Raw genomic sequence first — 13,779 nt, 5'->3', positions numbered from 1 at the left:
AATTCCCCTATCCGAACAACGGTCATTCAAATAAATCAGCACCCCCGAGAGGATGATCCCCCATGAAAATCCCTGTATGGATGCAGATATTTGAGTAACACGGAGGGAGTACTCCAATGATTTAGGTAACTTGTCCCCTGGAGTGATTCAATCGAAAGAATGTGTTTCTATGAAGATGCTTCGTAAGACGCAATCCAACGATTCGGATGAGGCTTGAAACCAATGTACTAGTTAAATCGGCGATCCCCTACCCTATCATTTCCTAAGCATAAGGAAAGGCCAACAATCTTATGAAAGGCAAGGTCAACTCCGAAAAATAGGTAAATGTGAGGCAAAGAGGCTATGACTCCGAAGAAGTAAGTATCCTGGCGGATGAGAGGCTTGCAACCGCTCTCATCCGCCAGGTTTTTTTGTTTTGTCCGGGCTTCCCCGCCCTCTGCCTTTGGCAGAGAGGCCGCATCCGAAGCTGACGCCGGCCCCCGGCCGGTCCCACAAGAGAGAAAAGGACTGAGAACAACCATGGACGAGACCATGCACTTTGATGCAGGCTTGCTGCTCGAATACCAGGAACTGCTCCAAACCACCCGGCTGATCGCCTGCTACCGGGAATTCATCCGCCTGTTCCGCTGGGTTCGCGTGGAGCTCGAAAAGAGGATGCCGGAATACAAGTTTCAGGGCAGCATCACCGAAAACGGCATGGATATCTCCTATTTCCAGTTCACCAGCCCAGAGCTCAAGGAAAAAGGCCTGAAAGCGGCGGTGGTGTTTGTCCACCGGGATTTTCAGTTTCAGGTGTGGGTTTCCGGGTTCAACCGGCGGTATCAGGCCCACTATTACGATGTGTGGAAGGATCAGCCCCTCCCCTTTGAGCTGACCAGCAGCCCCGCCCAAACCGATTATATCCTGCGCGCCCCGCTGAAGGAGCCGGCCAATCTCTCGGACGGAGGTGCCCTGCTGGACCAAATCCAAACCCTCGCCGAAAACCTGCTGCAATTCGTTGAAGCCAACCTCTGACCGGCGCCGCCAGTATAGAAATGGTTTCCGCCGGTCCGGGGCAGGGGCTCTCCCCGCCCTGCCGGAAAGGCAGATGACCCCGCCGGGGAAATCCCCTGTTGACAAACGGCCCCGCTTCTCCTATAATAGCCATGATACACAATCGGCTGTGAAGAGAAGAGTACGCGTCCAGTGATCCTTTCAGAGAGCCCGCGGCGGTGGAACCGGGCAGGCATCGGGGCGCCGAAGATGGTCTCGGAGCCGCACAGGCAAACGGATTCCCTGAGCCTGTGCCGGGTGCGCCCGTTACAGCGTCCGGCTGTACCCGCCCTTTGGGCCGGGATGCAGCATCGAGGCCGTGCCCCGCGAGGAGCCGGCGAACCAAGGTGGTACCACGGAAGTATTCTGCTCCCGTCCTTGCTGGGCAAAGGCCCCCGCGAGGACGGGAGTTTTTACTTCCTCTAATGTACACGCAGGGCCTGCACGCCGCCGGCGGGCAGGTTCCAACGGGAAAGGGAGAATCAAAACCATGTCTGAACAGAAAAAGTTCTACATCACCACCCCCATCTACTACCCCAGCGACAAGCTGCACATCGGCCACAGCTACACCACCGTGGCCTGTGACGCACTGGCCCGCTTCAAGCGGATGCAGGGGTACGATGTGATGTTCCTGACCGGCACCGATGAGCACGGCCAGAAGATCGAGGACAAGGCCGCTTCGGCCGGCATGCAGCCCAAGGAGTACGTGGACCAGATCGTGGCCACCGTCAAGGATCTGTGGAAGCTGCTGGACGTCAGCTACGACCGCTTCATCCGCACCACCGACGACTACCACATGGAGTCCTGCCAGAAGATTTTCACCAAGCTGTACGAGCAGGGTGACATCTACAAGGGCGAGTATGTGGGCCACTACTGCAAGCCCTGCGAGAGCTTCTGGACCGACAGCCAGCTGGTGGACGGCAAGTGCCCCGACTGCGGCCGTGAGGTCTACGACGCCCACGAGGAAGCCTACTTCTTCCGCACCGGCAAGTATGCCGACCGTCTGCTCAAGCTGTACGAGGAGAACCCCCAGTTCATCCAGCCCGAGAGCCGCAAGAACGAGATGATCGCCTTCATCAAGCAGGGCCTGCAGGACACCTGCGTCTCCCGTACTTCGGTCAAGTGGGGCATCCCCGTTCCCTTTGACCCCAAGCACACCATGTACGTCTGGGTGGACGCCCTGAGCAACTATATTTCGGCTCTGGGCTACGGCAACGACACCTACCATGACTACGACAAATTCTGGCCCGCAGACCTCCACATGGTGGGCAAGGAAATCCTGCGTTTCCACACCATCCTGTGGCCGGCCATGCTGATGGCTCTGGATCTGCCCCTGCCCAAGCGCGTCTTTGGCCACGGCTGGCTGCTGATGAACGGCGGTAAGATGTCCAAGTCGGTGGGCAACGTGGTGGATCCCGTCATCCTCTGCGACCGTTACGGCGTGGACGCCATCCGCTACTTCCTGCTGCGTGAGATCCCCTTCGGCAACGACGGCATGTTCACCAACGAGGCCCTGATCAACCGCATCAACAGCGATCTGGCCAACGACCTAGGCAACCTGCTCAGCCGCACCGTGGCCATGTGCGAGAAGTACTTCGGCGGCACGGTGGCCAAGTCGGTCTCCTCCGATCCTCTGGACGCCGAGCTGGAGCAGATGATCAACGCTCTGCCCGCCAAGGTGGCCGAGGACATGGACAACCTGACCATTCCCCAGGCTCTGACCGAGATCTTCGCCGTGGTCCAGCGCGCCAACAAGTATATCGACGAGACCGCCCCCTGGGCCCTGGCCAAGGACCCCGCCAACGAGGGCCGTCTGAGCTGCGTCCTGTATCACCTGTGCGAGGCCCTGCGGGTCTGCGCCATCCTGCTGAATGCTTATCTGCCCTCCACTGCACCCAAAATGATGGAGCAGCTGGGCCTGTCGGCTGACCAGCTCCAGCTGGATCAGGCCGCCTACGGTCTCCAGGAGAGCTACACCGTCCACAAGGGCGATCCCCTGTTCCCCCGCATCGACGTAGCCAAGGAAATCGCCCACCTGAAGGCAGAGGACGAGAAGCGCAAGGCTGAGGCCGAAGCCGCCCAGAAGGCCAAGGAAGCCAAGGAGGCAGCCGCCGCCAAGGCCGACCAGCCTGCCGCCGCCATCGAGCACGAGGCCGAGATCGACTTCGACGACTTCTGCAAGGTGGAGATGCGTGTGGCTGAGATCCGGGCCTGCGAGACCATCAAGGAGAGCAAGAAGCTGCTGCACCTGACCGTCTTTGACGGCGAGCGGGAGCGCTGCATCCTCTCGGGCATCGCCAAGTGGTACAGCCCCGAGGACCTGATCGGCAAGAAGGTGGGCATTGTGGCCAACCTGGCTCCCCGTCCCATGATGAAGGGCAAGTATGTCAGCGAGGGCATGATCGTGGCAGCCGATACCGCCGACGGCGGCTGCACCATCGCCTTCTACCCCGATGAAGCTCCCGCCGGCAGCCGCATCCACTAAGAGGAGGGCCCATCTTGCTGACTGACAAAACCTCACGCACTGCCAAGCTGGACGCACTGTTCGCCACACCGGTCTTTGCTGTGATCTTTGCCTTCCTCTGCAACTGTTTCTGGGGCTCGGCCTTCCCCTTCATCAAGATGGGGTACCGGCTCTTCGCCATCGACTCCGCCGACACTGCCTCCATCCTCTGCTTTGCAGGGGTGCGGTTCATGCTGGGCAGCCTGCTGGTTCTGCTGGCCGGCGCCCTGTTGGAAGGGCGTCTGCCCTCCCTGCCCAAGGGCAAGGTTCTGGCTGAGTGCTGTGCTCTGGGCCTGTGGCAAACCACCACCCAGTACGCTTTCTACTATGCAGCCGTGGCCCTGCTGACCGGCGCCTTCGGCGGCATCCTCAACAGCACCCAGAGCTTTCTGGGCGTGATTCTGGCCCATTTCCTCTACCAGTCCGACCGGATGACCCCCGCCAAGGCGGCGGGCTGTGCCGTGGGCTTTGCCGGCGTGCTGGTGGCCACCATCGGCAACCACGGCAGCGGCAGCGGCTGGGGCATCTTCCGCATGATGGCCGCCACCGTGATTTTCACCGTCTCGGGCCCCTGGAACAAGTCGGTCACCAAGAAGGCCGACAGCTTTATGGTCTGCTTCCTCAACCTGGGCGTGGGCGGTCTGGCCCTGCTGGTGCTGGGCCTGGCCATGGGCGGCTCCCTCCATCCCCAGAGCCCCATGGGCGTCCCGGTGCTGCTGTATCTTGCCTTCGTGTCGGGGGCCGGGTACGTGCTGTGGGCCCTGCTGATGAAGAACAACCCCGTCAGCCGGATCAGCGTCTTTGGTCTGGTGAACCCGGTGGTGAACGTCCTGCTGTCCGCCCTGCTGAACGGCGAGCCCCTGTTTGAGTGGCAGTATCTGGCCGCTCTGGTGCTGGTCTGCGTGGGCATCTGGCTGGTCAACCGCAAGGGAAAGGAGGCCAGGGCATGAGCGTTTATCCCTCTGCCGGGCCCATCTTTGACACCCACGCACACTATTCCTCCGGCGCCTTCAACGCCGACCGGTACGACCTGATGGACAGCCTGCCCGCCAAAGGCGTGGTGGGGATCTGTGAACAGGCCACCCACTCGGGGGACGCCCCCCGGTGCCTGGAACTGGCCCACCGCTACCCCTGGGTTTACGCTGCCATCGGCATCCACCCTGAAAGCCTTCTGCCCGCCGACCGCTGCGGCGATCAGCCCCCCGCCCCCACCATTTCGGTCTACGGCGGGGACTGGGCTGCGGAAATGCGGGCCCTGGCCCCCTACTACGACGACCCCAAGGTGGTAGCCGTGGGCGAATGCGGCCTGGACTACCACTGGCCGGTGCCCAAAGACGCCCAGCTGGCCCTCTTTGAGGCGGAAATCCGTCTGGCTCTGGAGCTGAACAAGCCCATTGTGGTCCACGACCGGGAGGCTCACGCCGACGTCTACGCCCTGCTGAAAAAGTACCAGCCCAAGGGAATCCTCCACTGCTATTCCGGCAGCGCCGAGGACGCCCTCTGGCTGGTGAAGCAGGGCATCCGGATCGGTCTGGGCGGAGCGGCTACCTTCCGGGGGGCCAAGCGGGCCGCCAAGGTCATCGGCGCCCTGCCGCTGGACGCCCTCCTGCTGGAAACCGACTGCCCCTACATGGCTCCCGAGCCGGTCCGGGGCACCCGGTGCGACAGCTCCCTCATCGCCTATGTGGGCGACTATATCGCCCAGCGCAAGGGGGTTGCCCCCGAGGAGGTCTTTGCCCGGACCGCCGCCAACGCCCGCCAGGTCTTTGGCCTGGACTGAAACCCACTGACCCGCGGCCGGCCCGCCGGCTGCTGATGTATTTCATTGTCAGAAACAAAGGAGATTGTCTTATGAAAGCTCGTATTCCGCAGCATCGCGAATTCATCATCAACTTCCCCGACAGCGTCGATCAGGCCAAGGCCAGCGAAGGCTGGGCCAAGCTGACCCAGATCGTCGAGGACTACAAGAAGGCCCACAACGGCGCTTCGGTCTACGCTCCCACCTTCATCGAGGACTGTGAGCCCGAGGTCAAGAAGCTCCAGGAGGAGTACGGCTTCGAGTACACCATCGAGTACGTGAAGTAAGCTGTCCAAACAAAAATTCCCCGGCGAATGATCCGCCCGCTTTTCTGCGGGGGCACTCGCCGGGGAATTTTGTTTCTGTATTTACTGCTTTTCCACCTTGCTCAGCAGGATGCGGTCGTTGTCCAGCTCCTCGCCGGCGCTCTGGCGGAAGCGTTCCAGCAGGTCATCCACCGTCATCTTGCTGCGCTCCTCGCCCTGAACGTCAAAGACAATCCGTCCGCCGTTCATCATCAGGGTGCGGTTGCCCAGCTCCAGGGCCTGGTGCATATTGTGGGTCACCATCAGGCAGGTGATCTGCTTTTCGGCCACAATGCTGCGGGTCATTTCCAGGACCTTGTCGGCGGTGGCCGGGTCCAAGGCCGCCGTGTGTTCGTCCAGCAGCAGCAGCTTAGGGGTCACCAGGGTGGCCATCAGCAGGGTCAGGGCCTGGCGCTGGCCGCCCGACAAAAGGCCCACCGGCTGTTTCATCCGGTCTTCCAGGCCCATCCCCAGCAGGGACAGCCGCTCCCGGAAGAACTCCTTATCCTTGCGGGAGATGCGGGAAAAATAGGCCCGCTGGGCGGTGCCCGCCCGCAGATAGGCCAGGGCCAGGTTTTCCTCGATGGTCATGTTGGGGGCGGTGCCCTTGAGGGGGTCCTGGAACAGGTGGCCGATCACTTTGCTGCGCCGGAACTCGGGGGTGAAGGTGATGTCCTCCCCGCCCAGGAGAATGCAGCCCTCGTCGGCGATGAACCCGCCGGTGATGGCGTTGAACAGGGTGGATTTGCCGGCGCCGTTGGAGCCCACGATGGTGGCGAAATCGCCTTTTTCCAGGGCCAGATCCACGCCGGCCAGGGCGACTTTTTCGTTGACGGTGCCCGGGTTAAAGGTTTTCCGGACACCCTTCATTTCCAGCATCCGCATCAGACTGCCTCCTTTTTGCCGTGGGTCTGGGCGTGACGGACCCGGGCCTCCTGTTTGCGCTTTTCAAAGGCGATCTTCTGGCGGATGGCGGGCATCGAGATGGCCACCGCCACGATCAGGGCGGACACCAGTTTCATGGCTGCGGCGGGGACGTTGAACCGCAGGGCTACCGCCACGATAAAGCGGTACAGGCAGCTGCCAAAGACCACGCCCAGCACCCGGCAGACCATGGTCCGCTTGCCCAGCAGGGTCTCGCCGATGATCAGCGAAGCCAGGGCGATGGTCACCATGCCGGTGCCCACATTGATGTCACAGCTCTTCTGGTACTGGGCCAGCAGGGCGCCCGACAAGGCGGTCAGGCTGCCCGAAATGCACAGGCCCACCATGATGGTGTAGGACGGGTCGATGCTGGAAGCCCGAACCATGGCGGAATTGTCGCCGGTGGCCCGGATGGACAGGCCCAGCCGGGTGCCCAGGAACCAGATCATCAGGGCGCAGGCGACGGCAATCACGATCGCCGCCAGCAGCAGCTGATACCAGCCGCCCGCAAAGGCCAGCGCCCCTTTGGCGAGGGAAAAGACCGTGTCCACCTTCACCAGGCTCATGTTGGACGAGAAGCCCATCACCGCCAGGTTGATGGTGTACAGGCCGGTGTTGACGATGATGCCGGCCATGATGCTCTCCACCCCCAGCTTGGTTTGGAGAAAGGCTGTGATGAAGCCGGACAGCACCCCGGCCGCCATGGCGGCAAAGAGGGCCAGGAAGGGGTGTCCGGTGACGGCCACCTGGCAGCAGACGGCGCAGCCCAGTGTGAAGCAGCCGTCGGTGGACAGGTCCGCGATGTTCAGGATGGAATAGCTCAGAAACAGCGCCAGAGCCACCAGAGCGTAAATACAGCCCAGTTCCAGCGCTGACTGCAGGACGTTGACGGAAAAAATACTAGCCAGCATGTTTGCTCAAAACTCCCTCACTCAGATTCCCGGCACAGAGGCCGGATCAGGCAAACTCCTCAGCGGTGGTGATCTCCTCCACGCTGGTGCAGTAGGGCTCAAAGGCGGCCTTGACGGCCTCCACATCCAGGCCCAGGGCCTCGCAGGTCTCGGTGTTGAGGGTGGCGGTGCCGTTGTCAAAGGTGCGGTAAGGCATCTCCGCGATGCTCTTGCCGTCGCACAGCAGCTCCACCACCATGTCGGCGGTGGCCTCGCCCAGCTGGACGTAATCCACGCCGTAGCCCATGAATGCGCCGTTCAGCGCGAAGCTGTCTGCACCGGTGTAGTGCTGGATGCCCGCCTCGATCATGGTCTCATAGATGGCCAGCTCGGCGGTCATGATGGTGTTGTCGGTGGGGGTGAACACCACCTTCACCCCGCTGGCGGCCAGGGCTTCCACAGCCATCTGGACCTCGGCGGTGTTGGTGCCGTTCTTTTCGATGTAGGAGATGCCGTTGGCGTCGCAGAACGCCTTGGCGTCGGCGATGGCCTGGGTGGAGGAATCCTGGCCCAGGTCATACAGCAGGCCAATCTGGGTGATATCGGGGTTGACCGCCAGGATCAGGTTCATGATGGCGTTGGTGTCCAGGGCGTCGGAGGTGCCGGTGATGTTGTCCAGCCCGTCAAAGCCGGCGCCCACCGGGTCGGTGACGGCCGAGTAGATGACGGGGATATCGGTGTCCTCCACGGCGGCCAGCATGGTGGTGGCCGAGGGAGTGGCCACCGCCACGATCACGTCCACGTCGTCTGCCACCAGGTCGGCGCCGATCTGGTTCAGGTTGGACTGGTCCGCCTGGGCGTTGGAGTAGTAGTCCGCATAGTTGAAGGTCACGCCGCGCTCCGCGCCCACTGCATCCAGCCGGGCCTCCAGAGAGGCCACAATCTGATTCAGGGAGGCGTCATCCACATAGTTGACAATGCCCACCTTGTACACGTCGCCCGAAGCGGCGGCCGAAGAAGTCCCTGCGGCTGCAGAGGACCCGCTGGAGGATGCGCCGCAGCCGGTCAGGGCCAGGGCGGACAGGGCAGCGGTGGAATAGACGGCGGCCTGGAGGAAGCTGCGGCGGGAAATCATCTTGCTGTGTTTCATGGTATAAGCTCCTTTCGTGGGTGAAGGCTGGGAGCGGTATACAAAAGGCCCGCTCCGCCTTGTCTGCGGAACGGGCCTCTTAAAACAAAACGACCCGTCCCTGTGTTCGACCACAAGGACAGGATCGGTTAAAACGATTCTGCGGTGCCACCTTGCTTGCTCTGCTTCCATGCAGAGCCTCTCACGGGGAGCCAACACTCCCCTGCCCTGTAACGGGAGACACCCGTCCTAAGCTACTGGGGTTCATCGCCCGTTCGCCCGGCCCTCGGCGACCCATAACTTCTGTCGTGCACCACCCGTTCCCATCATTCCGGGCTCTCTGAAGGAGCACCAACCAGAGTCTCTTTCGCCTCATCGGTTTGATTGCATTATACACTTTAACGGCGTAAAGTCAAGATACAAATTTTTACCTGTGATCAATTTCAGTTGAGTTCTCTTCACATATGCGCATCCGAATGGACCGGGGCGCCTCCTGGGCGGCGGCCAAATCGTCGAATTCCACCAGGGCGCGGTCTTCCAGCTGCCAGCCATGGGCCGCCGCTTCTTCCCGCAGCAGCTTCCGGCGGCTGTCCAGCCACTCCCAGCACACCGGCCCGCTGGTGGTCTCATACAGGCACAGATAGTCGCCCGCCTCCACTCGGATGGGGCCGTCTTTCTGTTTCTGATAGAGAAAGCGCCTCTCTTCCTCGGCACACATCCCGGTGCCAGGGCCGTCGGTCAGGTAATTGACGATGATATTGCTTCCCCGCTCCATCTCCTCATGGGTCATCAGGACGGCCATCCGCTCCTCCGGCCGGTAAAGGCGCTGGGGGCCCTTGTCGCACCACGCGAGAAAATCCCGGTTGGTGGTCTGGAGGGATTCCAGCAGCGCCCGGCGGGATTCCAGCTGGGCGATTCGCCGGTCCAGCTCCTCCCGCTGGGCGGTGAAAATCTGGTCCAGCCGCTCCAAATCCCCCTCCCCCAGATACTCCCGGATCACCTGCAGCGGCACCCCCAGATCCCGCAGGGTGATGATGAGGGCCAGACGGTCCAGCTGGAAGGGCGTATAAAACCGATAGCCTTTTTCGTTCACATAGGCCGGGCAGAACAGCCCGATTTCATCGTAGTAGTGCAGAGTCTTTTTGTTGACCCCGGCCAGGGCGGCAAAAGCCGCCGCCTGCAGATAGCTCTCTTTCATATTTCCCCCTTGACTGTCCAGCTGCTGGATAGTTTATGATAGGCTCAGGATATCAGAAATCCCCACATTTTGCAACCGGAGGGAATCCATTATGTCTGCTGCATCCAACCGCGATCTTCTGGCCGGGCCGGTACGTCCTGCCCTGCTTCGCTTTGCCGGGCCGGTGATCCTAACCATGTTGGCCACCCAGCTCTACACGGTGGCCGACACCATGATCATCGGCCTGTGTCTGGACGCCAACGCCCTGGCCGCCGTCTCCAATGCCTCCACCGCCCTGATGGTCTTTATGTTTATTTCCGGCGGAATGGAACTGGGCGGCGGCCTGCTGCTGGCCGCCCGGCGGCCCACCTCATCCCCCGACCAGCTGTCGGCCATCATCTACAATCTGCTGTTCATTGACGGGGTCATCGGCCTGCTCCTGACCGCCGCCGGCCTGGGCAGCGCCGAATGGCTTCTGAGGCTGATCCACACCCCCGCCGAGATTCTGCCTCAGGCGGCGGCCTACATCCGCTTTTATATGGCGGGCATGCCCTTCCTGATGATTTACGACCTGTCCAAACAGCTCATCATGGGCTGCGGCAACTCCAAAACGCCGCTGTTTGCGGTGCTGGGCACCTCGGTATTGAACGTCCTGCTGGACCTGGCTCTGGTGGGGCCCTTCGGGGTGGTGGGCGCCGCCGGGGCCACCGCCTTTTCCCAGGTGGTGGGTTGCGTGTTCATCCTGTGGTATCTCCGGCGCACCCTGCTGACGGGGCCTTTCCGCTTTTCCATGCTGGAACGCCAGTACTGCTGGGATGTATTCCGCCTGTCCGCCCCCAACGCCATCCAGCAGGCCAGCGGGCCGGTCAGCAGCATGGTCAAACAGAGCCTGCTGGGCGGCATCGGCGTGGCCGCCATCGCCGGCTTCTCCTGCGCCAGCAAGATGTCCACCCTGCTGCTGATGCCGGTCTTTGGCTTCACCCAGGCCCTGGTCTTTTTCATCGCCCAGAACACCGCCGCCCACCAGGACGACCGGGTTCAGGACGGCGTGCGTCAGGCCCGGGGCATGATGCTGGTCTATGCCCTGGCGGTCTCGGTCAGCTGCATCCTGCTGGCCCGGCCGCTGCTGCGGCTCTTCACCAACGATCTGGACGCCATCGGCTACGGCGCCCTGCTCCTCAGCCGCCAGTCCATCGTCTATACCTTCACCGCCATGAAACACCTGCAGGAGGCCAGCCTCCGGGGCCGCCAGCAGATGGGTCTGTATCTGGCCTCCAACATCGGCGGCACCGCCTCCGACCTGGTGGCCTGCGTCCTGCTGGTGCCGGCGCTGGGGTACAGCGGCTTCTACATGGCATCTTTCTTCAGCGCACCCTTCGGCTTCCTGCTGGCCACCGTCCTCCTTCGGGTTGGCTCCAGGCGCGCCGCCGGGTAACCCGCTGCCTCCCTATAAAAACAGGCGGCCTCCTGCATTTTGCCGCAGGGGGCCGCCCGTTTGTTTTGTGAAAGGAAATCAGTGCTTGCGGCTCTTTCTCCGCTCCCAGAAGAACCAGCCGGTATAAATCAGCCAGACGGGAATGGCAATCAGCGTCACCGTCCGGCTCAGGGACAGCCCGGCCGGCGAATAGACAAAGTCGATATTGCTCCACCCGGCGGGGCAGAGAACCGCCATCATCCCGTTGTCCACCCGAAGGATTTCAGCCTCCTGGCCGTTGACGTAGGCAGTAAAGCCGTCGTCGTAGGGCACCGAGAAGAACACCAGATTCTCCCGATCCAGCTGGATTTCGGCGCTGAAGCCGGAATTGGTCATCACGAAATCGCTGCAGGCTGTCTCCCGCCGTTCGGCCACGTCCTGGACGTACCGCTCATAGGAGAAGTCGGTCAGAACGTAATCGGTGGCCGGGGTCAGGTACTGGCCGTATTTTTCGATGTCCTCCTCCGACAGGGCGATGGCCCGCAGCAGCAGGCCGCAGGCGTCCTGGGTAGTCATCTCGTCCAGAATATCCTGATTGACGTAGTAGTCGTAGGTGAAGCCCATGGGCAGATAGTTGTCGTTTTCATAGACCGCCATGCCCGAGACGGTGTCCCAGTAGGTCCAGCCCTGGCCCACGGCCTCCTCAAAGTTGGCCCGCTGGTCCTCCGGCATCACCGTAAACCGGACGCTCAGCAGCCCCCGCAGGGCGTAGTAATAGACGTCGGGGTTGCTGCGGACATCCCGGGTGAAGCCCAGGGAGGAGTAAAAGCTGAGGATGCTGGGGGCCACCGTACTGTCAAAGAACTGCAGGCAGCTCTTGTCCATCCAAAGGCCCAGATTGTCGTGGGCGTTGTAGGTGTCCACCCGCCAGTCCCCCTCAGGGAAGGCCTCCTGCAGGTCTAGAGAGGCCTGATACTGGTCCACCAGGTCGCTGTCGTAGGTCCACTGGCCAAACTTGCCGATGCCGATATGGACGCACCCGAACACGCAGCTGAAGGCCAGCACGGCGGCCAGCATCCGCTGGCGGAACCGGCCCTCGTGGGCCCGGTCCTGCACCACCCAGCGGTAAATCACCAGACCCACCAGGCCAAAGCCCAGGACTGCAAGGTACTGGTCGGGGTTTTCCAGTACGCCGATGCTCCATCCGTCTTCCCCGTTGTTCACCGGCACCAGGGCGAAGGCCAGGGTGGCCATCATCAGCCAGGCAATGACCCCGATGGGGCGTTCCAGGTCGGTGTCGGGGTCCTCCCAGGCGTTGATGGTCATGGCCGCCAGAATCAGCACCGGCATATAGTACCACCGGGCGTAGTAGCTGGCGTTGAAGGCATAGAAAGCGCTGTTCAGCACCGGCACCAGGGCAAAAATAGCGCAGACCGCCACAATCCGCTTCCGGCTGTCTCCCTGCCGCGCCCGCCAGTAGGCCAGCACACCCGCTAGGCTGCACAGGGGCAGGTAGGCGGTCATGCTGGTCCATTTGATGGTTCCCTCCGACCAGATGGAGACGATATAGGGCGAGTCGGGGGGCAGCAGCCAGCTGAACAGGATGGCGAAATACTGCTGCACCTTGGAATAGGTCAAAAAGCCCCAGCCCGAGGACACGTCGGTGGTGCGGGGGTTCTGCATCAGAGACAGGAAGGCCGGCCACACCAGCAGGCATCCCATGGCCACGCCCAGCAGGCTCTCAAAGGCCAGGGTGGCGAACAGCCGGGGGGTCAGCTTGATTTCCCCGGTGGTCACCTTGCAGACAAAATAGATGATGAGGAACACCACCTGCCCCACAAAGAAAAAGTAGTTGTTCAGCAGGTTGATGGCCACAAAGAAGGCGAACAGCCCATGTCTGCGGTTGTAGATGCACTCATCCAGGGCCCAGAGCATCCAGGGGAACAGGGCCAGCACATCAATGAAGTGGTTGAAAAAGATGTTGTAGATGCCAAACCCGGAGAAGGTGTACAGGCAGGCGCCCAGCACCGCGTAATCCAGGTTTTTCACGTAGCGGCGAAGGTAGAGATAGGCGCCGCCGCCCGCCACCGCAAACTTGAGCACCAGCAGCGGGCACATCAGGTAGGGCAGCCAGCTCTGGGGGAACAGGGTGGACAGCCAGAAGAAGGGCGAACCGTACAGGTAGAACGAATAGGCATTCATCACGCCGCTGCCCAGGTCGGTGGCCCAGGAGAAGGTGTTGGTGGGCAGCTGCTGGCCGTTGACGGAGGTCAGGCCGTCGGGGTAGCCGTTGCCCTTGACAAAGCCGTTCATATAGCGGTAAAAGCCAATCTGCTGGCCGTTGAAGTCGCCTGCATAATGGAAAAAGCCGCCGTCCACGATCTGGAACGGAAGGAAAATCAGCGCGGCCGTCAGAGCGCACAGCCCCACCGTCAGCCAGAAGCGGTCCCGCTGTCGCCCCAGAACCGGGCGCCGGGACAGATTTGCAAAGTCCATAGCTTTCCTCTTTTCTCTGCCGGAAGGTTCCCGCCCCCGGAGGAGCGGTTATCAAACGATAGTATAGCATGTTTGCCCGGGCAAGAAAAGGGCGAAGTTTGGCCCTTGTCT

Annotated in this window: 11 protein-coding genes and 1 other annotated feature; of the genes, 6 read left to right on the top strand and 5 right to left on the bottom strand. The window is 61.7% G+C overall.

Going from position 1 to position 13,779, the window contains the following annotated elements; all coding sequences use genetic code 11:
* Positions 1-519 precede the first annotated feature (519 nt).
* From B5F27_RS04170 to B5F27_RS04150, 5 genes are all read left to right on the top strand, one after another.
* A complete protein-coding gene (locus B5F27_RS04170) occupies positions 520-1,014 on the top strand; it encodes a hypothetical protein (protein ID WP_206422988.1) in 495 nt (164 codons plus the stop codon).
* 139 nt (positions 1,015-1,153) lie between these two features.
* Positions 1,154-1,415 (top strand) — a binding site (T-box leader).
* Positions 1,416-1,522: 107 nt separating this feature from the next.
* Positions 1,523-3,517 (top strand): methionine--tRNA ligase, encoded by a 1,995-nt coding sequence (metG, locus tag B5F27_RS04165; RefSeq protein WP_087364942.1) that lies wholly within the window; start codon positions 1,523-1,525, stop codon positions 3,515-3,517.
* Positions 3,518-3,534: 17 nt separating this feature from the next.
* Positions 3,535-4,485: a DMT family transporter gene (locus B5F27_RS04160; RefSeq protein WP_087364979.1), complete on the top strand. Its 951-nt coding sequence runs from the start codon at positions 3,535-3,537 to the stop codon at positions 4,483-4,485.
* Complete coding sequence (locus tag B5F27_RS04155) at positions 4,482-5,315, top strand: TatD family hydrolase (RefSeq protein WP_087364940.1); 834 nt, start codon at positions 4,482-4,484, stop codon at positions 5,313-5,315. Before B5F27_RS04160 ends, B5F27_RS04155 begins: the two co-directional genes overlap by 4 nt.
* 71 nt (positions 5,316-5,386) lie before the next feature.
* Positions 5,387-5,620, top strand: coding sequence for a methylenetetrahydrofolate dehydrogenase (locus B5F27_RS04150; protein WP_087246623.1), 234 nt, complete (start codon positions 5,387-5,389; stop codon positions 5,618-5,620).
* Positions 5,621-5,701: 81 nt separating this feature from the next.
* Here the strand turns inward: B5F27_RS04150 and B5F27_RS04145 are convergent, their stop codons facing one another.
* The 4 genes from B5F27_RS04145 to B5F27_RS04130 all read right to left on the bottom strand — a co-directional run bounded on the left by B5F27_RS04145 (position 5,702) and on the right by B5F27_RS04130 (position 9,779).
* On the bottom strand, positions 5,702-6,517 hold the full coding sequence (locus B5F27_RS04145; protein ID WP_164488774.1) for an ATP-binding cassette domain-containing protein: 816 nt from the start codon (positions 6,515-6,517) through the stop codon (positions 5,702-5,704).
* Between the two features lie 5 nt (positions 6,518-6,522).
* Positions 6,523-7,473, bottom strand: a complete 951-nt coding sequence (locus tag B5F27_RS04140; RefSeq protein WP_087364938.1) for an ABC transporter permease — start codon at positions 7,471-7,473, stop codon at positions 6,523-6,525.
* Between the two features lie 46 nt (positions 7,474-7,519).
* A complete protein-coding gene (locus B5F27_RS04135) occupies positions 7,520-8,602 on the bottom strand; it encodes an ABC transporter substrate-binding protein (protein ID WP_087364936.1) in 1,083 nt (360 codons plus the stop codon).
* A gap of 406 nt (positions 8,603-9,008) precedes the next feature.
* Positions 9,009-9,779: a MerR family transcriptional regulator gene (locus B5F27_RS04130; RefSeq protein WP_087364934.1), complete on the bottom strand. Its 771-nt coding sequence runs from the start codon at positions 9,777-9,779 to the stop codon at positions 9,009-9,011.
* Between the two features lie 91 nt (positions 9,780-9,870).
* Here B5F27_RS04130 and B5F27_RS04125 point away from each other — a divergent pair, with 91 nt between their 5' ends.
* Positions 9,871-11,193, top strand: coding sequence for an MATE family efflux transporter (locus B5F27_RS04125; RefSeq protein ID WP_087364932.1), 1,323 nt, complete (start codon positions 9,871-9,873; stop codon positions 11,191-11,193).
* A gap of 78 nt (positions 11,194-11,271) precedes the next feature.
* On the opposite strand, the gene B5F27_RS04120 is transcribed toward B5F27_RS04125, so the two are convergent.
* Positions 11,272-13,668, bottom strand: coding sequence for a YfhO family protein (locus B5F27_RS04120; protein WP_087364929.1), 2,397 nt, complete (start codon positions 13,666-13,668; stop codon positions 11,272-11,274).
* Positions 13,669-13,779: the final 111 nt, after the last annotated feature.

It is taken from the genome of Faecalibacterium sp. An192 (assembly GCF_002160175.1).
Lineage (GTDB): Bacteria > Bacillota > Clostridia > Oscillospirales > Ruminococcaceae > Faecalibacterium.
The sequence above is the reverse complement of the archived record's forward strand: the minus strand, read 5'-3'. Positions and strand labels throughout refer to the sequence as shown.

Excerpts from the sequence above, each read along its gene's own strand:
- B5F27_RS04170 (WP_206422988.1), top strand. The coding sequence starts at position 520 with ATGGACGAGACCATGCACTTTGATGCAGGCTTGCTGCTCGAATACCAG.
- metG (WP_087364942.1), top strand. The coding sequence starts at position 1,523 with ATGTCTGAACAGAAAAAGTTCTACATCACCACCCCCATCTACTACCCC.
- B5F27_RS04135 (WP_087364936.1), bottom strand. The coding sequence starts at position 8,602 with ATGAAACACAGCAAGATGATTTCCCGCCGCAGCTTCCTCCAGGCCGCC.
- B5F27_RS04145 (WP_164488774.1), bottom strand. The coding sequence starts at position 6,517 with ATGCTGGAAATGAAGGGTGTCCGGAAAACCTTTAACCCGGGCACCGTC.
- B5F27_RS04130 (WP_087364934.1), bottom strand. The coding sequence starts at position 9,779 with ATGAAAGAGAGCTATCTGCAGGCGGCGGCTTTTGCCGCCCTGGCCGGG.
- B5F27_RS04155 (WP_087364940.1), top strand. The coding sequence starts at position 4,482 with ATGAGCGTTTATCCCTCTGCCGGGCCCATCTTTGACACCCACGCACAC.
- B5F27_RS04125 (WP_087364932.1), top strand. The coding sequence starts at position 9,871 with ATGTCTGCTGCATCCAACCGCGATCTTCTGGCCGGGCCGGTACGTCCT.
- B5F27_RS04140 (WP_087364938.1), bottom strand. The coding sequence starts at position 7,473 with ATGCTGGCTAGTATTTTTTCCGTCAACGTCCTGCAGTCAGCGCTGGAA.
- B5F27_RS04150 (WP_087246623.1), top strand. The coding sequence starts at position 5,387 with ATGAAAGCTCGTATTCCGCAGCATCGCGAATTCATCATCAACTTCCCC.
- B5F27_RS04120 (WP_087364929.1), bottom strand. The coding sequence starts at position 13,668 with ATGGACTTTGCAAATCTGTCCCGGCGCCCGGTTCTGGGGCGACAGCGG.